At 42.0% G+C, this 24,046-nt stretch carries 12 protein-coding genes; 7 read left to right on the top strand and 5 right to left on the bottom strand.

What is annotated here, in order from left to right:
* Positions 1 to 97: 97 nt before the first annotated feature.
* The 3 genes from waaA to SALWKB2_RS07795 form a co-directional block, all read right to left on the bottom strand.
* Positions 98 to 1,387: a lipid IV(A) 3-deoxy-D-manno-octulosonic acid transferase gene (gene waaA, locus SALWKB2_RS07805; protein ID WP_025331113.1), complete on the bottom strand. Its 1,290-nt coding sequence runs from the start codon at positions 1,385 to 1,387 to the stop codon at positions 98 to 100.
* 136 nt (positions 1,388 to 1,523) lie between these two features.
* Positions 1,524 to 5,003, bottom strand: coding sequence for a chromosome segregation protein SMC (smc, locus tag SALWKB2_RS07800; protein ID WP_025331112.1), 3,480 nt, complete (start codon positions 5,001 to 5,003; stop codon positions 1,524 to 1,526).
* A 125-nt stretch (positions 5,004 to 5,128) separates the two neighbouring features.
* The gene (locus tag SALWKB2_RS07795) at positions 5,129 to 5,536 is read right to left on the bottom strand and encodes a MerR family DNA-binding protein (RefSeq protein WP_025331111.1); all 408 of its coding nucleotides are present in this window, start codon (positions 5,534 to 5,536) and stop codon (positions 5,129 to 5,131) included.
* Between the two features lie 116 nt (positions 5,537 to 5,652).
* Here SALWKB2_RS07795 and SALWKB2_RS07790 point away from each other — a divergent pair, with 116 nt between their 5' ends.
* The 4 genes from SALWKB2_RS07790 to SALWKB2_RS07775 all read left to right on the top strand — a co-directional run bounded on the left by SALWKB2_RS07790 (position 5,653) and on the right by SALWKB2_RS07775 (position 11,897).
* Positions 5,653 to 5,853 (top strand): heavy-metal-associated domain-containing protein, encoded by a 201-nt coding sequence (locus SALWKB2_RS07790; protein ID WP_232335929.1) that lies wholly within the window; start codon positions 5,653 to 5,655, stop codon positions 5,851 to 5,853.
* Positions 5,854 to 5,891: 38 nt separating this feature from the next.
* The gene (locus SALWKB2_RS07785; RefSeq protein ID WP_025331109.1) at positions 5,892 to 8,102 is read left to right on the top strand and encodes a heavy metal translocating P-type ATPase; all 2,211 of its coding nucleotides are present in this window, start codon (positions 5,892 to 5,894) and stop codon (positions 8,100 to 8,102) included.
* Between the two features lie 286 nt (positions 8,103 to 8,388).
* Positions 8,389 to 10,140, top strand: coding sequence for an ABC transporter ATP-binding protein (locus SALWKB2_RS07780; protein ID WP_025331108.1), 1,752 nt, complete (start codon positions 8,389 to 8,391; stop codon positions 10,138 to 10,140).
* Positions 10,140 to 11,897, top strand: coding sequence for an ABC transporter ATP-binding protein (locus tag SALWKB2_RS07775; protein ID WP_025331107.1), 1,758 nt, complete (start codon positions 10,140 to 10,142; stop codon positions 11,895 to 11,897). Before SALWKB2_RS07780 ends, SALWKB2_RS07775 begins: the two co-directional genes overlap by 1 nt.
* 423 nt (positions 11,898 to 12,320) lie before the next feature.
* On the opposite strand, the gene SALWKB2_RS07770 is transcribed toward SALWKB2_RS07775, so the two are convergent.
* On the bottom strand, positions 12,321 to 12,926 hold the full coding sequence (locus tag SALWKB2_RS07770) for a TetR/AcrR family transcriptional regulator (RefSeq protein ID WP_025331106.1): 606 nt from the start codon (positions 12,924 to 12,926) through the stop codon (positions 12,321 to 12,323).
* A gap of 205 nt (positions 12,927 to 13,131) precedes the next feature.
* Here SALWKB2_RS07770 and SALWKB2_RS07765 point away from each other — a divergent pair, with 205 nt between their 5' ends.
* The 3 genes from SALWKB2_RS07765 to SALWKB2_RS07755 all read left to right on the top strand — a co-directional run bounded on the left by SALWKB2_RS07765 (position 13,132) and on the right by SALWKB2_RS07755 (position 20,088).
* On the top strand, positions 13,132 to 14,142 hold the full coding sequence (locus SALWKB2_RS07765) for an SDR family oxidoreductase (RefSeq protein WP_025331105.1): 1,011 nt from the start codon (positions 13,132 to 13,134) through the stop codon (positions 14,140 to 14,142).
* A 254-nt stretch (positions 14,143 to 14,396) separates the two neighbouring features.
* On the top strand, positions 14,397 to 15,629 hold the full coding sequence (locus tag SALWKB2_RS07760) for an MFS transporter (RefSeq protein ID WP_025331104.1): 1,233 nt from the start codon (positions 14,397 to 14,399) through the stop codon (positions 15,627 to 15,629).
* 838 nt (positions 15,630 to 16,467) lie between these two features.
* Positions 16,468 to 20,088, top strand: a complete 3,621-nt coding sequence (locus SALWKB2_RS07755; protein ID WP_025331103.1) for an SIR2 family protein — start codon at positions 16,468 to 16,470, stop codon at positions 20,086 to 20,088.
* Between the two features lie 112 nt (positions 20,089 to 20,200).
* Here the strand turns inward: SALWKB2_RS07755 and SALWKB2_RS07750 are convergent, their stop codons facing one another.
* The gene (locus SALWKB2_RS07750; RefSeq protein WP_025331102.1) at positions 20,201 to 24,031 is read right to left on the bottom strand and encodes a DUF3683 domain-containing protein; all 3,831 of its coding nucleotides are present in this window, start codon (positions 24,029 to 24,031) and stop codon (positions 20,201 to 20,203) included.
* Positions 24,032 to 24,046: the final 15 nt, after the last annotated feature.

Below are 24,046 nucleotides of genomic sequence, written 5' to 3'. Positions count from 1 at the left end.
AATATAAAAGTTGTTAATTAATATTAATAGAAATCAGTATTTATCTAAGATTTTCTATGCTCTCAGTTCAATTTTAAATCTCTGATTTTTTTAAAATTCAACTAGCTGATGGTTTATTGGTATGGCTGGCCAGACAATCATAAATGATTTGTGCCATGCGTTCACTTGCTCCCTGATGCTGCCGGATAAAGGCTTGTGCACTGGCAGACATCTGCTTTCTTTGCTGTGAATCATCCAGCAAAGCCAGGGTTGTTGCTGCCCAGTCTTCTGCAGAATGAATTTGCTTAGCTGCGCCGGCGGCAATTGCTTTGGGCGCGGCGTCGGCAAAATTATAGGTAGAAGGACCAAACAGAGTAGGGAGTTTGCACACAATCGGTTCGATAATATTATGGCAGCCGCTGTCGACCAGACTTCCGCCTACAAAGGCAATATCGGCACATTCATAGTAGGCAAACAGTTCGCCGATACTATCTCCTATCCAGACCTGAGTCTGTTCGGCGATATTCTGGTTATCACTGCGTTTTTGGGTAATAAAATTCAGTTTTTCGGCATATTCGTAAGTTGGCTGAAAGCGCTCAGTATGACGCGGAACGATAATCAGCAGGATATTGCCGGTTTTTTGTTTTGCCCATGCATCAAGCAGTAACTGTGCTTCGTCTGTGCCGTGGTAAAAACGGGTACTGCTGCACACAACTACCGACCTGTTGCCAATACGCTGTCTGAATGTTTGTGCCAGTTCAGCCATTTCTGCCGGCGGAGTAATATCATATTTGGTATTACCACAGACCTGAATATTGGCAGCACCGATTTGTTTAAGCCGCTGAGCATCCGCCTCAGTCTGGGCGTAACAGCCGGTTAACTTGCTCAGAGCCGGCGCAACCAGTGAGCGTACTCTCAGATAACCGTGCAGAGACTTTTCGGATAAGCGCGCATTAGCCATAAACAGCGGAATCTGATTGTCGGCGCAGACATTAATCAGATTCGGCCAGATTTCTGTTTCCATTAATACGCCGAATACAGGCTGGTGATCCCGGATAAATTGTTTAACCCAGGATTTTTTATCATAGGGCAGATAACGGCATTGTGCTTCAGGAAAAAAATGCTGTACCGTGGCACGACCGGTAGGCGTGGTTTGCGTCATCAATAATGGTTTATCCGGAAAATGTTTTTGCAGCGCACGGATAAATTGTAATGAAGCACGTGTTTCACCAACAGAAACCACATGAACCCAGATGCCGTGTTTTACCGGATCGGGATAAGGTTTGCCGAAACGTTCAGACCAGTTAAGCGCATATGCCGGTGCCAGCGCAGCACGCCGGCGTAAATATCTGCGTAAAAAAGGGGGTGCTATCTGCCATAAGATTTGGTATAAAAAATTCAGTAGCATAGGTATTGCTTGTAATGATCTGTTGCAGAGAATTATAAATTAAAAAAAGACTGATTATCAGGAATGATTCAGTAAGCATGAGTTGAAAAAGCAGAAGCTGTATTGTGTGGTTAGTGCCATTCTGTTATCTGCGAACTTAAGCTTCAGCCATATCCAGTGCCTGACGGATATTGACTTCAACAATACGCGAAACACCTTTTTCCTGCATGGTTACCCCTACCAGCTGCTCGGCCATTTCCATCGTCAGACGGTTATGGGAGATATACACGAACTGAGTCTGTGCCGACATTTGCTGAACCAGATTGCAAAAACGGCTGGTATTGGCATCATCCAGCGGAGCATCTACTTCATCCAGCAGACAGAACGGAGCAGGGTTAAGGCTGAACAGGGCAAAGACCAGACTCATGGCAGTTAAGGCTTTTTCTCCGCCGGAAAGCAGATGAATAGTACTGTTTTTCTTGCCCGGCGGGCGTGCCATAATGGATACGCCGGCGCTGAGTAAATCATCGCCGACCATATCCAGTCTTGCCTCACCACCACCAAATAAGGTAGGAAAGTAGCTTTGTACTTTTTCGTTTACCGCATCAAAAGTAGTTTTAAAACGGGTTTTGGTTTCTTCATCAATTGTACTGATGGCTTCTTCCAGTAAGGCAATAGCCGCCTGTACATCCGCTGTTTGTGTCTGATAATACTCAGCGCGCTCATGTGCTTCTTCCAGCTCCTGTAATGCCGCCAGATTAACCGCACCCAGTGCATTGATTTTCTGTGCCAGTGCCGCAATTTCCTGATTTAATTCCGGTACAGCCTGCTGTGAATGATTAAACAGTTCGGCTAATGCCTCCAGATCAGCCTGATTCTGTTGCAGAGTTTCGTGAAAACGTCTGGCATTCAGCAAGGCTTCCTGTTGCTGCAGCAAAGCAGTCTGAGTATCGGCCTGTAACTGCGGAAGCTGGCTGTTGAGATTGTGCTGCTGTTGCTGTATGTGCTGTAATTGCTGCTGGAGCTGCTCAAGCACTTGCTGTGCAGTTGTACACTGTTCAGTAGCTGCATCGATTTGGGTATTCAGTTCTTCAGTTTGCAGAGTTTGTTCGTCTTCCATTTCCTGCTCGGCAATCCCGAGTGCAAGCTCGCTCTGACGTTCCTGCCAGCGTTCCGTTTCGCGTGCAATACGCTGCTGTTCCTGTGTGGCAGTCTGAATCCGCTGTTGTAAGCGTACTATAGCCATTTCTACCAAACCCTGCTGCCGTCGCGCTTCCAGCAATGCCAGCTGGCTCTGTTTCAAAGTTTGCTGCTGGTTTTGCTGGCTGGCAGTATGATTTTGTAATTGCGGACGCAATTGTTCTACCGAGAGTGTAAGATTTTCAGTATCAGCCTGCGTTTGTTGCTGCACATGCTGCTGTTGCGCCAGCTCACTGATGATTTGTGCGCTTTCCTGCTGAATATGTTCCTGCCGCAGTTGCCCCTGGCTGGTGCGTGCCAGTAACTCAGTAGCCTGAGCAGAGGCTGTTTGCCAGCGCTGTTGCTGCTGTTTAAGCTGTTGCTGACACTGATTCAACCGTTCTTCCGTGTTCTCAAGGTTGCGCTGCGCCAGCTGCATGGTTTCTGCAGCCTGCTGCAAAGGTTGTTCCAGTGCTAGCAATGCCTGTTGCTGTTCGCGCAATTGCTGCTGCTGTTGCAGCAGACCGGTGCCATTATCTTCAGCATACAATGTCACACTGATGGCATCTATGCAGTGGCCTTCAGGAGTAATAATAAGCTGTTGTGCCTGTAAATCAGTCTGTCCGAGCAAAGCCTCTTCCAGTGTTTCTGCACAAAATACCTGTCCGAGCCAGTATTGTATGGCTTCGGAAAATGGAGCCTGAACTTCTATATGCTGTAAAAGGGCATTTGTTGCCCATTTTTGCCGGTTGGTTTCAGCTGCCTGATTGACCCAGACGGTTGTGTGTTCTGGCAGAGTATCTCCAGGTTGCAGCTGTTCGGTATACAATGCCTGTAGTCTGTGTCCGAGGACAACGGTTGTCGCATGCTGCCATTTTTTGGCAACCTGCAAATGTTGCCATAATAAGGGAATATTACTATCGGTTTCTTTTTCAGTACTGCTGCGTTCAGCTTGCGGAAGCATGGCTGTTAACGCTTCTACCTGCGCGCTAAGAGTAAGCTGCTGTTTGTCCAGTTGCCGGTATTGCTGCTGAGCCAGAAGCAGTGCTTCCCGTGCGCTTTCACGCTGCTGTTCATATTGCAGCAGGTTCTCTTCCAGCGTAGTTACAATCTGTTCCAGCTCTGCTGCTGTCTCACGGGCGGTTTCCAGCTCTCCGTTTTGCGGTAAGGCCAGTTGCGTCAATTCTTCTTCCAGACGCTGCCGGCGCTGCTGCAATTGAGCAATGGCCGCTGTCGCATGCTGGTGCTGCTGTTGTTTGATGGCCAGTTCACGTTCCAGACGTGCCAGCTCATTTTGCTGGTTCTGACGAGTGCGCTCGCCCTGATGAGCCAGTTCTTCCAGTTCCGGCATGCGCGCTTCATGTTCCGCGGCCTGTAAAGCCCATTCTTCACGCTGTAATTGCTGTTCTTCCAGCTCTGAACTGGCCGATTCCAGTTGCTGCTGTTGCTGAATATTTTCATTGTGCAGGCGTTGCAGCTCAGTTTGTGCCTGAGTCTGTTCACGAGCAATACGCTGCTGCCAGTCACGCCGGTGGCGAATCTGTTCTTCTAGCCGTGCCCATTGTTCGCGCAGGCCGGCACGCTGCATTTCAGCTTCGCGTACTCGCTGTTGCTGTTCCTGTTCCTGTTCACGCAGCTGCTGTAATTGCTGTTCCAGTATTTCCAGTTGCTGCTTTAGCGATTCCTGTGCATTGCCATGCTGCTGGTAAAGTGTTGTGGCACTGTCTGCCTGATGCAGAGCCTGCTGCCACTGGCTGTAATCAAATAAATTCTGTTTATCGGCTATCTGAGCTTTCAGCTCCTGATAGCGTTGTGCGGTATTTGCCTGTCGCCGGAGTTTTTCTACCTGACGATCCAGCTCGCTTTGTAAATCGGCCAGTCGTTGTAAATGTTCACGGGTATCGGCAAGACGATTTTCGGTTTCACGGCGGCGTTCTTTGTATTTAGACACGCCGGCGGCTTCTTCGATATGGGCACGCAGCTCTTCCGGCCGTGCTTCAATGATGCGGGAAATCATTCCCTGCTCAATGACGGCGTAACCGCGGGCACCGACACCAGTACCGAGAAATAAATCGGTAATATCACGGCGGCGCACAACCTGATTATTAATGAAATAAGTAGAATCGCCCTGGCGGGTCAGCTGGCGTTTTATCGCCACTTCGGCATATTGTCCCCATGCTCCCTGAAGCTGGCCGTCACTATTGTCAAATACCAGTTCGACACTGGCACGCGGTGCCGGACGGCGGGTATTGGCACCATTAAAAATCACGTCCTGCATGCTTTCGCCGCGCAACTGCCGGGCGGAAGCTTCTCCCAGAACCCAGCGCACAGCATCAATCACATTGCTTTTGCCACAGCCGTTTGGTCCGATTACCGCTACCAGTCTGCCCGGTACCGCAATCGTGGTGGGATCAACAAAGGATTTAAAGCCGGAAAGCTTGATATGGGTAAGACGCATAGCAACAATAAAGCCCGGGAAAAGTGCCGAAAAGCGACTATTTTAGCTTGTTTTAAGTAAAAAGACAGTTTTAGTTACTATGAATAACAGCCAGTCCTGAACGGATAACACAAACCGGAGCCGGCTTAACTGTGATTACCGGCATAACCATGCTTATCCAGCCCGTCGATAATCGCACAGTGTGGTGAAGCATCACCGCCACAGCGGTTGTACCAGTTTTCCAGAGTCTCTTTCATGCTGGATAAATCATTAATTTTCTGGTTAAGACGCTGTATGTGCTCGCCTGCCAGTGCTTTGACATCAGCACTGGTGCGTTGCGGATTGTTGCGTAATGCAAGCAGCTGGGCAATCTGTGCCAGCGAAAAATCTACTTCGCGGGCATGTCTGATAAAGCACAGTGTGGCAATATCGGCTTCACTGTAATCGCGATAGCCGTTACTCTGACGCACAGGCTGAATCAGTCCGGCAGCCTCATAATCACGAATGGTTTTACTGGATAAACCGGTTAATTTTTCTGCGGCACTGATATTCATAAGATAAAAATCTGAATTTGCATATGTAAAGCTTGACTCTATCACAGTGTTAAGGTTTAAGCTGTACTTTATCTACTTTTTATTAAACCCGAATCCATAAGGAGACAGAAATGCAAATGGTTCAGTTTAAAATTGACGGTATGACCTGCGAAGGTTGTGCCAAAAGTGTGACATCAGCACTACAGGGCAGCCCGGGTGTGGAAACTGTGGCAGTTAATTTTGCAACCGGTATTGCCGATATTGGCTTTGACGACAGCCTTACTAACGTAGATACCCTCAAAGCCGCGGTTGAAGCTGCCGGTTTTGATGTAGTTTAATCCTCAGATATGCGGCTGGAAAACAGAAGGACAGAACCATGGAACAAACTCAGCACACTAACGGCAATACAGCCGAAACAGCGCGCTTTGCCATTGAGGGCATGGACTGTCAGGCCTGTGCCAACCGCATAGAAAAAGTATTGCGCCGGCAGCAGGGTATTATTGCTGCCGATGTAAACTTTGCCAGTGATGAATTACAAACCTGTTTTGACAGTAAGCTGCTGAGTACAGCCGATATAGTTCAGATAGTGGCAAAAACCGGATTTAAAGCCACAGCCGTAACCAGCGCCAGTATCGAAGCACTGGCTGAAATGCAGAATGAGGAGCATAAAACGACAGCGATACCGTGGCGTCTGGCAGTTATCTGGATCATTGCTCTGCCTTTTGTTATCGGTATGCTGGGCATGCTGCTGGGACAGCACTGGATGCTGCCGCCATGGTGGCAGTTTGTTCTCGCTTCGATTATCCAGCTTGGTCTGGCGTGGCCGTTTTACAATAGTGCGATTAAATCCCTGCAAGGCGGCGTAGCCAATATGGATGTACTCGTGTCTCTGGGCACGGTCGCTATCTGGCTCTATTCCAGTATTATGCTGTTTAATCATCAGCATGGTGCGCATCAGTATATTTATTTCGAAGCCAGCGTGATGGTAATTGCCTTTGTTTCGCTGGGCAAATATCTGGAACAGCGGACTAAAAAACAAAGCCTCAACAGCATGAGCATGCTGCTGCAACTGACCCCGAAAATGGTGCGCAGACAAACAGACAACGGCTGGCAGGAAGTACCGCTCAGCCAGATACAGAAAGGTGACATCCTGCAAACCAATGCCGGCAACCGCATCGCTGCCGATGGCATTGTGCACAATGGTGAAGCATGGTGTGATGAAAGCTATCTCACCGGTGAATCTAAACCATTACTGAAACAGGCTGGTGATAAAGTACTTGCCGGTGCATTACTGAGCAACGGCAGTATCACCTATCAGGCACAGACCCTTGGCAGTCAGACTCTGCTGGGTGACATGATGCAGGCACTGGCGCAGGCACAGGGCAGTAAAGCACCGATTGCACGGCTGGCTGATAAAGTATCCATGGTATTTGTGCCTGCCGTAGTTGCCATAGCCGTATTAACTTTTATTCTGAACTGGTGGCTTGGTGGTGATTTTAACGAAGCAGTGACCCGCGGTGTAGCCGTACTGGTAATTGCCTGTCCGTGTGCGCTGGGTCTGGCCACACCGGCCGCGATGATGGTGGGTATGGGGCGCTCGGCGCGGTACGGAGTATGGTTTAAAGATGCAGCCTCACTTGAGCGTACCAGTCAGGTCAATACGGTTGTACTGGATAAAACCGGCACTCTTACTCAGGGTAAACCTCAGATTGTTGCCCAGTGGCGAAATCCTGCTTGTCAGTATGATGCGCAAACTATTCTGCAACTGGCTGCCGCCGCTGAACAGCTCACCACTCATCCGCTGGCGCAAGCAGTGATTCAGGCTGCTGAACAGCAAAACCTGCCGGTACTGACCGCCAGCAATAGCCACAGCGAAATCGGGCAGGGTACACAGGCGCAAGTAGACGGTTATGGCGCGGTAAAAGTCGGCAATCCTGCCTGGTGCGGTTTCAGCATACCCGGGCAATTACAGCAGCAGGAAATCTGGCAGATTGCCAGTATTGTGGTTGTCGCTATTAATAATGAAATAGCAGGTGCATTTGCTATTGCTGATGCTTTAAAAGAAGACACTGCCAGTGCAATTAAACGCTTACAGCAGCAAAATATTGATATTCATATTATGAGCGGCGACCAGCGCAGTGTAGTTGAATATATTGCCAGACAACTGGGTATCAGCTATTATCAGGCAGAAATGAATCCGCGTGCTAAAGCCGAAGCGGTGAGAGCGCTGATGCAGCAGGGCAAGGTGGTAGCGATGGTCGGCGACGGTATCAACGATGCGCCGGCACTGGCCGCGGCGGATGTCAGCTTTGCCATGTATGGCGGGGCAGATGTGGCCACCAATACTGCTTCAGCTACGCTGATGCGCCATTCGGTGACTCAGGTAGCCGATGCGCTGGCTCTGGCTCACGCTACTGTACGCGTTGTTAAACAAAACCTGTTTTTTGCTTTTTTCTATAATATTCTCGGTATCCCGCTGGCCGCAATTGGCTGGCTCAGCCCGGTAATCGCCGGCGCGGCAATGGCGATGAGCTCGATTTCAGTATTGCTTAATGCTTTGCGACTGCGAAAAAGCAGGCTGGACTGAATAATAAATTTTCTGTGCAGGCAGATAAATCGCTGCTTGCATAACAATAAAAATAAAAATATCAGTTTCTTAACCCTACCAAAAAAATCTGCAACTAAAGTAGTAGCTACTTTGGCAATGTATTTTTTTATCTGTCTGATTGTAAATAATTTATCAGATGATAATCAATTGCCGGATATATGATTTAAAAGAATCATAACTTAACGAATAATCAGAAAAAAACAGCTTTTTTTCTATTCGGATTTTTTTATTGCATGATAGATATGGGCTAAGGAGAAACTTTATTATGAATCATACGGATATATTTCTGCCAGTAAAGAATAAAGTATCTTATTCTATATTTTTGGCATCAATTGCTCAGGTGCTTAAACTGAGTATCTGGCTAATGTTGATCTGGGTCCTGTACCAATTAATGTTGGATGCCAGTGTCTTCCCGGGACTGCCCATTCTCTCTCTGCTTGTGCTGAGCATTCTTTTTTATACGCTGAGAACTTATGCCCACGATAAATCTCACTATGCGGCATTTGAACTAGAAGAAATATTACGAACCAGGCTTATCAAAAAAATCAATCAATTGCCAATTGAAACGGTTAGAAACATGGGCAGTGGGAATCTTGTTAAAACATTAATTGATGATATTAAAGAATTACATGCTTTTGTGGCTGATGCTCCGCCTTTAAAAGCTGAGGCATTCGTTACCCCAATTTTTACCTTACTCGTTTTATTTATCTTTAATTGGGTCTTTGCAAGCATTGTATTTGCAATCACTTTAGTTACTTTTCTGCTGCTGAGTTTTATCATGAAAAAAGCTAAGCTTTTAAAGGAAAGCTATAACAATGCAACTATTCAAATCAACGGTAAAATCATTGAATATATTCAGGGAATGAGTGCGGTAAGAACATTTGATGCCGGGGAGGGGGCATTCGGTCAATATCAAAAAGCGCTGGAAAATTATAGTCAGGTGGTCTTTCATTGGTTGCAATCTATGCGATTGTCTACAAAAATTGCCCGCAGCCTTTTCTCTGCTATGCCGATGAGTATCATATTAGTTGTTGGATTGAGCATAGCCCAGCTAAATGACCAAATCTCTTTTATCGCGACGTTCTGTTTTTTATTGCTGGCGATCGGTATTGCAGAAAGTGTTTATCCTGTGATGAGCCTGTTTCAGATATTACAAAAGTCAAAGGCAGCAATAGAAAGGATATTTGAAGTTGAAAATCTGCCAATTTTAAAGGCTCCCTCCAACCCTCTATTACCTGACAATAATGAGATTATTTTTAAAAACGTTGGGTTTTCTTACCAGAATTCTGGCACTGTTTTATCCAATATCAATATCAAAATTCCTGAAAATTCATTTACTGTTCTTATTGGTTCATCTGGTTCTGGCAAGACAACGCTGGCTAATCTCATTCCTCGCTTTCTTGATACAACCTCTGGAACGATAACTTTAGGTGGCGTGAATATAAAAGATATTGAATACGCTGAACTTATGTCGAGAATCTCATTTGTCTTTCAGGATAACTTTTTATTCTCGTGTTCGATCGCCGATAACATACGCTATGGGTTAAACGGTATCTCTGACGATGACGTTATTGAAGCCGCCAAAAAAGCTGAAATTCACGACTTCATTCTGACCCTTCCTGAACAGTATAACACTCTGGCAGGAGAAAGAGGGCAGCTATTATCAGGTGGTCAGAAACAGAGAATCACCATTGCCCGGGTTTTTCTGCAAAATCGACCAATCGTTATTTTAGATGAACCGACGGCTTTTTCTGATGCCCGAAATGAAGCTTTGTTGTTAAAAGCCTTTAACCGTCTAATTGATAGAAATAAAACTGTCATTATGGTAACTCACCGCTTATCGACGATTGTCAATGCCGACCAAATAATATTATTGGATAAAGGGATGATTAAAACTCATGGGACACATAATGATTTAATCGAAAATTCTAGTGACTATAAATTGTTGTGGCAAGAGTATAACAAAGCAAAAAGTTGGTCGATTCCAGTCAATAATTTGGCTGATGGAGAAAAGTAATGAAAGAGTATATTAATACATACACACGCACAACAAAATCATTGCTGACAACGTATACTGGCTTAATCAATGCGGCAGGTAAGCAAAAGAAAATATTGATCCGCAGTCTGATTTATACTGTGATTTCCTCTTGTCTGTTTGGCGTTTCGCTGGTTTTACTATACCCCTTATTTGCTGCGCTAGAAGCCAAAAATATTACTGCAACACTCACTCATTTAATTATTGTCGTTGTTCTACTGGTAGGTAGTTTTATTTTTAAGGTGCTTTGTGAACGCTATGATGCGGATGGTTATTCGACCTTAGCCGTTACCGAGCTAAGGGAAAAATTAGGCAATAAGTTACGTAATATTTCCTTAGATTATTTAAGTCAGTTTAGATCTGGCGAAATAAATCACCTTATGATGCAAAGCGTAAATGAAGCGGCAGTATTTACATTTATGCTACTCAATATCATCATTACCGGCGTGGTTATACCACTGTCAGCTGCAATTGCCTTGTTATTTTACAGCTGGCAACTTTCTTTGATGATGCTCTTGGTTTTTCCAATGGCAATTCCACTCTATCTGTGGCGCAGGAAGGCCTATCGCAGAGGTTTTAGCATTCTGGCAGAGGCCAATGCAAAATTAAAAGGTGAAGCTGTCGAGTTTGTACAAGGACTTGATGTATTAAAATCGACAGGCCAAACCGAAGAAAAGATGACAGAATTTGTTAAGGTGACAACAGATGTGGCAAATATACTGCGCATTGGTACGAAAAAAGGGGAAAAACCTAATTTAATTATAACCATCGTGATTCAAGCTGGTTTAATCCTTATCATCTCGTTAGGTGCGTATTTGGTGAATGCTGCAACCATTTCTTACCTCTTGCTAGCCTGCGTGTTATTAATCGTTGCCCGTTCCACAGATGTATTAAACTTTTTTGTACAAATGTCATCGATGCTTGAATCATTGGTTATAGGGTATGAAAAATTGCAGGAACTGTTGAATGCACCGTCATTACCTGAAAAAAAGGCAGAGATTATGCCTGATCACTATAATATTGAATTTGAAAGAGTTAACTTTTCGTACCGGGGTCAGGACAAGTACGTACTTAAGAATATATCCCTTCATATTCCGGAAAAAGCATTAACCGCTCTGGTCGGTGCCAGTGGCTGCGGTAAGACTACAATAACCAAGCTTATTCTCCGGTTTGCTGATGTAATATCAGGCAGTATTAAAATCGGTGGTATCGATATACGACATATGTCTCAGAGGCAGTTAATGAGTCTAGTCTCTGTCGTATTTCAGGATGTTTATTTGTTTCAGGACACCATTATTAATAACATCAGAATGGCAAAATTATCCGCTAGTGACGAGGAAGTCATCGAAGTTTGTAAACAGGCAAATTGCCACGAATTTATCCAGAATTTTCGCGACGGTTATCAAACACAACTGAATGATATTGGCAAAAGTCTCTCTGGTGGGGAGAGGCAACGTATCTCTATTGCCAGAGCCATTTTGAAAAATGCACCTATTCTTATCCTCGATGAGCCAACTGCCGCTCTCGATACTGAGAATGAACTGGCAGTGCAAAAGGTGATTAATAAGCTCGTACAAGGGAAAACAGTATTAGTTATTGCCCATCGGCTTTCAACTATCATCGGAGCTAAGCAAATTGTAGTAATTGATAAAGGCGAAATAGTGGAAAGTGGTACTCATCAGCAGTTATTGCAACAAAATGGGATTTATAAGGAGTTTTGGCATCTCCAGCAAAATTAACCTCATCTGCTACCTTCTGCAAATTATGAAGTTATACAACTTAATGTTTTGCAATATTCTTAGTCGTTTGCTTATTGACTTTGAAATTGGGTAGTAAATTTTTAGAAAATTCCTTATTGTAAGTTTGATATGCAAAAGAGGACATTGTCTTTATCGTTTATTTGTTTGTTGATAATGGTTTTTCAGACCAGATTGGTTTATTTCTTATCTATCCGAGTATTCCTTCTTTTATTAACGTCTAGGTAAGAGCTCACAACGATCAAAAAACTATCTACGGTTAAAATTCCAGGCGCATATTGAATTGATGATGAGTTTACCTTATCCATTCGCAGAGTAACTGAAGGCACTATGGTAGTGAAGATTTAAATATGACATGCTTTAAGGAAATATCAACGGAATATCGATGCTCTTTTAGTGTCTATATTAGAGAGTTTTAATAGCATATTTTTCTTTTTCGATTAGTGAGTAAAGTACATGCTTAATTTGCTCACCAGGATTGCTGGCATTTTGTAAGATCAGTCCTTCGGTGAGGGCTATAAATATTTGAGCTAAAGATTCATTAGGTAAAGAGGGTTGTACTCCTTCTGATTTGAAAACAGCGCATATGATTTCACCTAGCGATTTATTGTTTTCCCGTTGCAGTTGGTTGTAGTACTGTTTGAAGTTTTGATCTCTGCTGGCAATAAGCTGCATTTCTATGTCTAAAATAACACAAATGGTGTTATTTTTTATTTGATCAACATAGCTGTTTAATCCATTTATCGAGATGGTATTATTTTCATTATCAATAGCAAGCGCTGATTTTAAGCTTAACCTTTCTTCTGATTTAAGTTTTTCTGTGAGTTGTAGTAATAAATCGTATTTGTTTTTAAAATTTGAGAAGAAAGCACCTTTTGAAAAACCTGCGCCTTCACTTATCGAGTTGATGCTTGTTTTATCAAAACCAAATTTAATAATTTGTTCTATTGCAGCTGCAAATAACATTTCTTTAGTTTCTTGCTGTTGCTGTGCTCTCGTTTTTCTTTGCATACTTTATGTACTTCGCTACTTCATGTATTCCAAATATTTATACACTTTAAAACTGTTTTAAAAACGATAAATTATTTGATTAATAAATATTGCCATTTCTAAAAGATTAGAATAACATATATTTTTTGAGATACCAATTGGTATCTGAATTCTGTCTGGTATTTTACTTGTGCCGAACTAGGGCTATTTAATAAGGATTTTAGAAATGAATGTAGTGTTTGTAACAGGTGCAACAGGATTATTAGGCAGTAGTATTGTAAGAATTTTGATTGATCGCAATATTAAAGTAAAAGTATTGGCAAGGTCGGTAGAAAAAGCTAAAAAGCAATTTCATAGTCCTTTAGTTGAGATAATTGAGGGAGATATGTTAAACATAAAAGGCTTTACTGCGCATTTAAAAGGATGTGATGCTTTATTTCATTGTGCGGCTTTTTTTAGAGATAATTATAAAGGTGGCAAGCATTGGGATGAACTTTTTAATACGAACGTAAAGGGTACAGAACAAATATTAGAAGCAGCCTATGCAGCAGGAATCCGTAAGGCAGTTTATACCTCATCTATTGCAACTTTGTGTGGTAAAGAAGAGGAGTTAATTGATGAAACCATGCAACGCCCTGTAGAGGGTAGTGATAATTATTATAAAAGTAAAATTTTAGCAGAAGAAAAAGTTAAAGAGTTTTTAAGTAATCATCCTGATATGTTTATAACCATTGTATTACCTGGTTGGATGTACGGTCCTTTTGATATGGGACCAACTTCATCTGGGCAATTAGTATTAGATTATGTTGCTAGAAAAATGCCAGGTGTATTACCTGCAAGTTTTTCAGTCGTTGATGCTAGGGATGTTGCAGAACATCATATTGCTTCTTTAGAAAAAGGTAGAAGTGGTGAAAAGTATCTTGCAGCAGGGCGTTATATGGAAATGAAGGATATTTTTAAATTACTTGAAAAAAGCACGGGTGTAAAAATGCCAACTAAGCTTATCCCTTTATGGTTATTAAAGGCTATTTCAATGGGGCAGGAAATTTATCACGTATTTACACGTAAACCTATTTTATTAAGTTATTCGTCCGTGAATTTGATCGGAAATGAATACAAGCGCACACATTTTAGTCATGAAAAGAGCGCTAAGGAATTAGGCTGTCAATTTAGACCTTTAGATGAAACGTTTACAGATGTTGTCACTTGGTACAAAGAAAATAATTACATTTCTTAATAATTATTAGGTACTATATTATTTCTGTTGGGTTCATCTATCGTCTATTACCAATTTTGGGGCTGTATTAGGACCAGTTTGTACAAACCGTATGTATTGCTTCACGGTTAATCAACCCTTACCAAATAGCGATGGTTACCCATTTACTTTTTCAGCAATCCTGGTATTGATATGCTTAATCCCGCTCTCTACAGGATTAAAAATAGCAATCGCTGGACATAATTAATCTTTGTCACGTTGAGGTTTGTAATAAAATGTCCCATAAAGAGATCAAAAACATCCCCAAACAGATTCAGAAATTATTTTTTACTTTATATTACACGAGGTATATTATTGGCTCTGGATTTTTGGCTAGTGGTTTGTTTTTAATTTTACGCAATAAAGGTATTGCGCTGGATAAATTAAGCCTTATTCCACTCATGTCTTTGCCACTTAGCTTTAAAGTGTTATGGGCGCCGTTTATTGATAAATATTTAAAAACATCTTCAGGCCATTATCGGAACTGGCTGTTGATTGCGCAATTTTTGATGATATTGGGTTTATTTGCGATTGCTTTTATTGATCCGGTTAATAATTATTTATTAGTTTTGTTGGCCATTTTATTTTTTTCATTTATTATCCTCACGCAAGATTTGGCGTTGGCAAACTTAACCAGCAACATTTCTGAAGAGCATGAGAGAGGTCTTATTGCTAGTCTAGATGTTAGCGGTTTTATGTACGGCAATATTATTGGTGGGGCCATTGTGTTGGTGCTATATTCTTACACAAGCTGGAGTGTCTGCATAATTTTTCTCTCTGGGTTTTTGGCATTTTCATTTCCATGGAGGCAAATATGGTTTTTTAATGAGTATAAGTTCAGTAAAAACAGTCGTATTTCTGAGACTACTGACAAAAATTATTGGAAGAATATTGTTTCAGTCTGGAAGGGAAAGAAAAGCTGGTGTGCTTTGCTGGTTATTATCCCTTTTGGCATTTCTCCCTCTTATAATCTGATGCCTCTAGCGCTGCTTGATAGCGGCTGGTCGTTAGCTAATACTGCCCTTTTGCTAAAATTATTCGGTACGATGATTTTGGTGATAACTATTTACGTTGGTATTCGTCAGCTTAGAAAATTGACCCGGAAACAAAGCTTGTCGTTTTCTATTATATTCTATGCTTGCTGTTTATTGTCATTTATCCCTATCTCGCTTGGTCATAATAATGCCTTGTTAGTTTATTTTTCATTTTTCCCGTACTTTGTTAGTTTGCAGTTTGTTCGTACCTGCCTATATACCATTATTTTGGATAATGCTGCCAGTAGTGTAGCACCGACTACAGCCGCCAATGCTCAGATGGCAATTTTGGGGGGCTTTGATTTAATCGTTGCATCCTTAAGTTTTTATTTTGCTCAAAAGTGGGGATATTTTGTCATAATCACTGGTTCTGTTGTGATCGCTTTTTTTGCCGCATTTTTGGCAACCAGAGTCGTCCAAAATCAGTCCGATTAGCATTAACACTATAGCTATTAAAACATTAAGTAACACGATTACATTCAATCAACAAAATTTTTCTATCAAAAAAATTATTTGAACCGTCCGTTACTTATTTGCAGCAATAAATTATTTAGCGTATTAGGAAATTTACTGAGCAAAAAGATGTGGCTAACTCTTATAACAGAGAAGAGTCAGATAATATCTTTTCGACTTTAATCATTCCTGAAACGCCCGCAAGTATCGAATCCTATATTGATAATGTAAAAAATACTATCATTCCTATTTGGTCTCATTGAGCAAACCGAACGTATCCAGGGCATATGACCAGCCCCATGCCATCGTTAATTCAAGAAATGGGTCGATTAATCCAGACATTAAATCAAATTATAGTTAAGCTGGAAACCAGCAGAAGATTAACACTGCCAGAGCATCAGTCGCTTAAATTATTGCATAAGGCAGTATTTAACTATAATGATGATTTTTAAGCGGATGTTAATCAGGATTTTAGTATAACACCGAGGATTTTTACTAATAGCCAGTTTGATTACTACGCTTAATTTTTTTAAAACTAAGCTTGTTTATGCAAGCTGGAAATTATTTCTTAGCTTCTGCTAACCCATGTTAAATTCAAGCAGCCGGAATAGGGATATTGACAGCTATAACAGTGTTTTTTAGAGTAAAATTACACTTTATTGATGCTGATTACACTATAGATAAGCCGTGTTTGTTTGATTAAGTCAGTTTTGAAATTTACAGCAGCTATTTTGCTGAACTAGCAGTAAATTCGCTTAACAGAAAATGTTTAACATGGTTTCTCAATGTATTAATTGATTTCTCAGAGGGGAGACAGACTATGACCGAAAGAGATATTACCAAAATAACTGATTATCCCTTAATTCAAAAGCTGGCACAGGCATTGTGGCAGAGTGAAGATTATGGTCATGGGGTAGCCATTATGGTTGGGGCGGGTTTTAGCCGCAGTGCTGCTACAACACAGGATATCAATAAGAAAATGCCAATCTGGGCAAATTTGGCTAAAAAAATTGCTGAAGAACTTGGAGAGGAGGAGCATACAGATGCTTTACGTCTGGCACAAATGTATCAGGATTACTTTGGTAAGCAGACACTGTATGATTTATTGAAAAATGAAATTGATGATGAAATATGGCAGCCGGCAGAGCTTTATCAGCAGTTATTAACTTTACCCTGGACTGAAGTATTAACCACAAACTGGGATACATTGCTGGAGCGTGCGGCCAGAGATATACATGAACCTATCTATGATATTGTCAATAAACAGGAGGATTTAGCCTGCTGTCATTCCCCCCGGATTGTAAAATTACATGGCACAATTAATCTCAGTAGCGATTTGATTTTTACCCAGGAAGATTACCGTCATTATCCGAAGAAATACGGCATTTTTGTTAATTTTGTCCGGCAGGTGTTTGTAGAAAACGAATTATGCCTGATAGGTTTTTCCGGTGATGATCCGAATTTTCTCCAATGGATAGGCTGGGTAAGGGATAATCTTCAAAGCAATGCGCGACGTATTTATCTGGTAGGTGCATTGAATTTATCTTCTGCTAAACGTAAGTATCTGGAAAGTTTGAATGTAGCACCTATTGATTTATTTGAGCTTGTTGCCGATATCGATAATAGAGATTTAAAACATAAAACAGCAATTGAATTGTTTTTAACACAACTGTCAAACTTAGAGGTAAAGAAAGTCTGGGATTGGCTTCCTAAACAATTCGATGAAATTATTAAGCTTTATTCACGTAACCAAGGAGAAATAAAAATAGATGAAGCTCTTTCCGCTTTAAGAAAGGATAGAGAATCATATCCAGAATGGATTATTTGTCCTAATCCTTTAAGAGTTTATGTAGAGATGCAAATAAATAAATTCTGGTTTTTCATTCCTGATATTTTTAAACAACAAGTAAATATTAGAAACCAGCTTCTTTATGAATTGGTATGGAGATATGGAATAATTTTTAATTTTAATATTAATAAAAATATTCGAACCATATTACTGGAAATATGTGAACCTGATGTTAATAGTGGCTTATCTGTAAAACAGCATTTAGAAATAGCTTTATATTTACTTAAATGTACTCGGTTCATAAAAGAAGATTCTGACCAGCAAGAGATTATAGATAAAACTGCAAGAATCTTAAGAGAAAACAGCAGATATTGGAGTGAAGGGCTTGTTGAACTTTATTATCATCAAATTCTTGTAGCACGGGATAAATTGAATTATCCACTGATGGAAGAATTAGTAAATACAATTCAGGGGGTTGATCCAATATGGAAACTAAGGAAAGCATTTATTTTATCGGAAATAGCTTGCTATGAAGAAAGCATTGGTTTAATAGATGAAGCTTATACAGAACTTGTACTCGGATATCGTAATAATAGAAATTCAATTTTTATTTTATCAAGATTAGCATGGGCTCATATGCTGAAAAGTATAACAGATCGTGTACAGCATAAACATAAGACTTTAATATTTTCGGGCTCAAAGTATAGTCAGCAAAATTGTAATCCATATGACATAATTGATTATTTAGAAGCAAAGTTATCAGAATCTATTAAATATAAAAAACAGCCAACATATGTAGAATCTTTCGATTCGGGAAAAATTATAGAAAATTCTCCAACATTAAAATTTAACTCTGTTATTGAAATTCCTCCAGCAATTTTGTTTGATAATATCTGTAATATTGTCGGTTTATCTATTCAATGGCCTAATTTGATATATATTAAAAAAATTTTAATTGATATGGTTAATCTTGTTGAAACAAATTATTGGATGAAATTTTTTTTATTAATAAAAATTAGTGATAACAGTGAATTTGAACAATTAGAGAAAATATATAATAGAATAACAATTGCTCAATTAACCTATGATGAGGTAGATAAAATTGTAAAATGCTGCTCCGAAGCAGTAGAGTATTGGAAAAATAAAATAATAAAGGAATATGGTAATAACAATAAAATAGAATATTTGATCAATTATTTATCAAATTTTATTAAAATTTTAGCCAGATTCCAACTCCGGCTTTCATCAGAAGAAGCAAAAAAATATTATAGATTGGCTTTAGATTTGTATAAAAATAATTGGCCTTTCTATATGATTTTTGAAAACTCAATAAGTGATCTATTAAATTATTCATTGCAAAGTATTCCTACTAAGCAACATCATGAACTTCTTACAGAGGCATTACAGTTTCCTATAAACAATAAATTGTTGAATCCTATAATTCAGCATCCTGGTAAACGTAAAGCTGATAATCAACTTGATTATGCAATTAATGAATTAATTAAATATATAAATTATTCATCTAGAATCAATTTAAAAATAGTGGATCGCATTCTTCCTTTGATAAATAATAAATTTCTTTATGAGAATGAAGAAAAACAATTGATTCTAAATCTATATGGAAAAAATCCTGATTATCAAGATTTACTTCATCACAATAACATTTTTTGTCCCGATTTTTTTCTAAAAATTCCACCTAGAAAAAACATAGAACAAGTATACAGTTTAATTATTGATATGGTATTTACAGTACCACCTTCTGATGATTTAGACTTTTTAGAGAAATTATTAATTATACTTTTATGGCAAAAAAAAGAATTAAAACCTGATATCAAGATAATAATCGAATATTTCGATTATTTTACAGGTTGGGAATATGATGAACAACAAAATAAAGAAAAGATGCTTATTTCTGTTTCTGAATTTGTAAACCTAAAGAAAAAAATAAAATTAGAATGTATAGGTTGTATTTTATATTATCTAGTACAATATTTTCCTAAAGAATATTTAAATAAAGATAATTTTGAAAAATTTTATTCTTTCTATATAGAAAATAATGGTTTTTTAGAAAAATATTACACAATTAGGACATTTGTTCCTTTTGTATTAAATAATTCCCAATTAGATAAAGAAGTAATAGATATAATTAAAATGGGATTGAGAAGCAAAAATGAACTAGTAGTTTGTGATGCAGCTAAAGCAATTCTCGAATGGGGAAATAAATTATCAGATAGAATCGTGATACGTCCGTTAATTAATAAATTGATTAACCATGTAGAGTCAGTAAAATTAGTAGGCATAGTAAATATTTTACCAGTTATCAATGAGATGCTGAATCAAGGCTGGCTAACTAATGATGATATTAATATTTTAATTGAAAACTTACCAGAAATTTATAATGAATGCGACTATAGATATATTACTGATAATAATACTATAGAAATTAGCTTATTTCCCACAATTCGGGCAAGATGTGTGAAACTAGCGCGGGATATTCTGAAACGAAGTAATCAATTAAATTTAGACTTACAAGATATATTGGAAGAAGCTAAAAATGATGCATTGCCAGAGGTGCGTTTTGCTGAAACTGATGAATTTTATGAACAAGCTAATCCGCTAAAGCATATTAATTTGCTAGGCCATATTCATTAAAGTGCCAATGAATAAAATATTTATATTTTAGTGCTTAATTTTCAGCTATAGAAATCAGACTTAATAAAAAAGGTTGCTACTTAGTAAAGTAGCAACCTTTTTTTAATCCTATTTACAGTAACACCCGCTCAATCCCTCCGTTACTGGCTTTCTGCACAAATTCATCCTGCCAGTTTTCGCCCAGTATATGTTTGGCCATTTCAATCACTACATAATCGGCCTTGATATTTGCATCATCAGTATAGCGACTCAGGCCTTGCAGGCAGGCGGGGCAGCTGGTGAGGATTTTTACCGGTTCACCCTGAGGCAGCTTGGCTTTGCCTTTTTCAATTTCCTCCTGTTTGCGGAAGCGTACCTGTGTGGCGATATCCGGCCGGCTGACGGCAAACATGCCGGATTCACCGCAGCAGCGGTCTGACAGAGGTACGTTCTGCCCCATCAGCTCATTCACAACTTTTATCGGCTGTGTGATTTTAATCGGGGTATGGCAGGGGTCGTGATACAGGTATTGCCGGCCTTTTACGCCGTTCAGTTTCAGCCCTTTTTCCAGCAGGTATTCATGAATATCGAGTATGCGGCAGCCGGGGAAAATTTTATCGAAGTGATAATCTTTGAGCTGGTCGTAACAGGTTCCGCAACTTACGACTACGGTTTTGATATCAAGATAGTTCAGGGTATTGGCTACACGATGGAACAGTACGCGGTTGTCCATGGTGATTTTATCGCCTTTGTCTTTATTACCGCCGGCGGTTTGCGGATAGCCGCAGCACAGATAGCCCGGCGGTAAGACGGTTTGCACGCCTACATGCCAGAGCATGGCCTGAGTAGCGAGACCTATCTGGCTGAACAGTCGCTCGGAGCCGCAGCCGGGAAAGTAGAAAACGGCTTCGGCTTCATCGCTGATCTGCGGATTGCGGATAATCGGTACGGTGGTGCTGTCTTCGATATTCAGCAGGGCACGGGCTGTTTTAATCGGTACGTGGCGCGGTAAAGGGCGGTTGATAAAGTGTATTACCTGTTCGCGGATTTCCGGCTTGGCAGTGGTAGCACGCGGTGCGGTTTTCTGGCGCTTCAGCCAGCCAAGGCTAAAGTGCTTACCCATTTCATAGCCCCAGTTTTGCAGTCTGAAGCCGGCTTTAACGACGCCTGTACGCAGGGCTTTGATGGTTCTGGGGTCGGTGGCGTTAAGAAAGGCCATGCCCATGTAGACGGTGGGATTGAATTTCTTTTTACCGGCTTTGCGCAGGTAGTTGCGCATGGCTACGGTGACGTCGCCAAAGTCGATTTTTACCGGACAGGGTTTTATGCAGCGGTGACATACAGTACAGTGATCGGCCACGCTGTTTAGTTCATCAAAATGTTTCAGGGAAACGCCGCGGCGTGTTTGCTCTTCGTACAGGAAGGCTTCGGTAAGCAGACCGACACCCAGAATTTTATTGCGCGGTGAGTACAGCAGGTTAGCGCGCGGTACATGGGTACTGCACACGGGTTTACATTTACCGCAGCGCAGACAGTCTTTGATGGAATGGGCAATTTTACCCAGCTCGGACTGTTCCATAATCAGGGATTCTACGCCCAGCAGCTCAAATGAGGGTGTATAGGCTTTGTCGAGGTTGGCACCGGGCATCAGTTTGCCGCGGTTAAAATGGCCGTGCGGGTCTACCTGCTGTTTGTAATCCCAATAGGGCTGCATTTCTGCCTGTGTCAGGTAGTCGATTTTGGTAATGCCGATGCCGTGCTCACCGGAAATAACGCCGTTAAGGCTGCGTGCCAGTGCCATGATGCGGTCTACGGCATGATGGGCGGTTTGCAGCATGTCGTAGTCGTCGGAATTAACCGGAATGTTGGTATGGACATTGCCGTCACCGGCATGCATATGCAGGGCAACGAAGACACGGCCGCGGATGATATGGCGGTGAATTTCGTCGAGTTTTTCCAGTATCAAGGTATCGGTTTTACCGCTGAATATTTCGGCCAGTGGCTGCATGATGTCGCGTTTAATGGATACGCGCAGATGAAAATCACGCATGGCGATAAAGCAGCTCTGGTCGCCAGCCGGTTCGTTGTCTTCGAGTTTTTGCGGAAACTGCTGCAGATAGTCGGCCAGTGGTGTGTCGAGATGGTTGAGCAGCCATGTCCAGCGGGTCTGGATACCGGTGATGTAATCAAGGGCATGCTGTTTGCGGGAGCCGAGCAGCTCGGCGCTGGAAAGGTCGGTATCGAGTTTATCTACTGGCAGTTTGGTTTGCAGATATTCGATGATGGCCGCGCACAGGGCAAGTTTGTTCTGAATCGACAGCTCAATGTTGATGCGTTCGATACCGTCGGAATAGCTGCCAAGCTGTTCAAGAGGGATAACAACGTCTTCATTGATTTTAAACGCGTTGGTATGGCGGGCGATGGCGGCCGTACGTGAGCGGTCGAGCCAGAAAGTTTTGCGTGCTTCAGGGGTAACGGCGATAAAGCCTTCGCCGCAGCGGGCGTTGGCCAGCCGCACGATATGAGCTGCTGCTGCCTGTACTTCATTTTCATCATCTGAAACGATGTCGGCCAGTAATACCATTTTCGGGCGGCCTTTGCCTGCTGCCTTGGTGGCGTAGCCTACGGCGCGCACGTAGCGCCAGTCGAGATGCTCCAGCCCCGCCAGTTTGACGGTTTTATGGTTAAGCATGTAATTGCGCACTTCGACGATGGACGGGGTGGCATTGGCTACGGTGCCGAAAAACTCCATACAGATGGTACGGGTGTATTTAGGCATGCGGTGTAAAACAAAAGCAGCAGAGGTGATGATGCCATCCGTGCCTTCTTTCTGCACACCCGGTACACCGGCAAGGAATTTATCGGTAACGTCTTTACCCAGACCTACTTTGCGGAAACGCTGCCCGGGTACTTCGAGACGCTCGGTTTTAAGGATGCTGTAGCCGTCGTTATCAAGGGTATGTATGTCAAATATGGCGGTGGTTTCGTCGTGGATTTTGCCGAAATTATGGCGTACACGTTCTATTTTCAGCCATTGCCCCTGCGGGTTGACCATTTTCCACCACGCCAGATTATCCAGAGTGGTGCCCCATAATACGGCTTTTTTACCGCCGGCATTCATGGCTACGTTGCCGCCGATACAGCAGGCATCGGCTGATGTCGGGTCTACGGCAAAAACCCAGCCGGCAGCACTGGCGGCTTCTTCTACACGGCGGGTAACTACTCCGGCACCGCAGGTAATTACCGGATAAGTGCCTTCCAGCCCGGGCAGTTGCTGTAAGGCAACCGGGCTGTACTGGTCAAGTTTTTCGGTATTAATCACGGCGCTCATGGCGTCCATCGGAATGGCGCCACCGGTATAGCCGGTACCGCCGCCACGCGGAATGATGGTGAGCTCCAGCTCAATTAAAGCGCGTACAAGCGGTGCGACTTCTTTTTCGTGATCCGGGTTGATAACTACAAAAGGGTATTCAACACGCCAGTCGGTAGCATCGGTAACGTGGCTAACGCGCGCCAGCCCGTCGAACATAATGTTGTCTTTGTGGGTGATTTTACGCAGGCGGTTGAATACCTGTTCGCGTTTGCTGCGGGTTTTACCAAAGCTGCTGTCAAAATCGCTGATAGCCTGCTCGGTGCTTTTTATCAGCTGCTCGACCATCTGGTTGTTGTCGCGCCGTTTCTGAATTTCGCTGAGGCGATGGCGCATTTCTTTAACCAGCGCCAGCTGGCGGTGCTGGTGTTCGAGCAGGTCGTCAATTAGGTAAGGATTGCGGATAACTGCCCAGATATCTCCGAGTATTTCAAACAGCATTCGTGCTGAGCGGCCGGTTCGTCTTTGCTCGCGCAGCTGTTGCAATAAATCCCATGAATGGCTGCCGAGCAGGCGGATGACTATTTCCCTGTCGGAATAGGAGGTGTAGTTATAGGGGATTTCGCGTATACGCTGACTGGCTTGTGTGCTCATTAAACGTGTTCCGTT

Origin of the sequence: Snodgrassella alvi wkB2 (assembly GCF_000600005.1) — a bacterium.
GTDB lineage: Bacteria > Pseudomonadota > Gammaproteobacteria > Burkholderiales > Neisseriaceae > Snodgrassella > Snodgrassella alvi.
This window is presented reverse-complemented; position numbering and strand designations above follow the sequence as displayed.

What these genes read in the sequence shown, in the direction of transcription:
- SALWKB2_RS07755 (WP_025331103.1), top strand. Translation starts at nt 16,468, where the DNA reads ATGACCGAAAGAGATATTACCAAAATAACTGATTATCCCTTAATTCAA.
- waaA (WP_025331113.1), bottom strand. Translation starts at nt 1,387, where the DNA reads ATGCTACTGAATTTTTTATACCAAATCTTATGGCAGATAGCACCCCCT.
- smc (WP_025331112.1), bottom strand. Translation starts at nt 5,003, where the DNA reads ATGCGTCTTACCCATATCAAGCTTTCCGGCTTTAAATCCTTTGTTGAT.
- SALWKB2_RS07790 (WP_232335929.1), top strand. Translation starts at nt 5,653, where the DNA reads ATGGTTCAGTTTAAAATTGACGGTATGACCTGCGAAGGTTGTGCCAAA.
- SALWKB2_RS07785 (WP_025331109.1), top strand. Translation starts at nt 5,892, where the DNA reads ATGGAACAAACTCAGCACACTAACGGCAATACAGCCGAAACAGCGCGC.
- SALWKB2_RS07750 (WP_025331102.1), bottom strand. Translation starts at nt 24,031, where the DNA reads ATGAGCACACAAGCCAGTCAGCGTATACGCGAAATCCCCTATAACTAC.
- SALWKB2_RS07760 (WP_025331104.1), top strand. Translation starts at nt 14,397, where the DNA reads ATGTCCCATAAAGAGATCAAAAACATCCCCAAACAGATTCAGAAATTA.
- SALWKB2_RS07775 (WP_025331107.1), top strand. Translation starts at nt 10,140, where the DNA reads ATGAAAGAGTATATTAATACATACACACGCACAACAAAATCATTGCTG.
- SALWKB2_RS07795 (WP_025331111.1), bottom strand. Translation starts at nt 5,536, where the DNA reads ATGAATATCAGTGCCGCAGAAAAATTAACCGGTTTATCCAGTAAAACC.
- SALWKB2_RS07770 (WP_025331106.1), bottom strand. Translation starts at nt 12,926, where the DNA reads ATGCAAAGAAAAACGAGAGCACAGCAACAGCAAGAAACTAAAGAAATG.
- SALWKB2_RS07765 (WP_025331105.1), top strand. Translation starts at nt 13,132, where the DNA reads ATGAATGTAGTGTTTGTAACAGGTGCAACAGGATTATTAGGCAGTAGT.
- SALWKB2_RS07780 (WP_025331108.1), top strand. Translation starts at nt 8,389, where the DNA reads ATGAATCATACGGATATATTTCTGCCAGTAAAGAATAAAGTATCTTAT.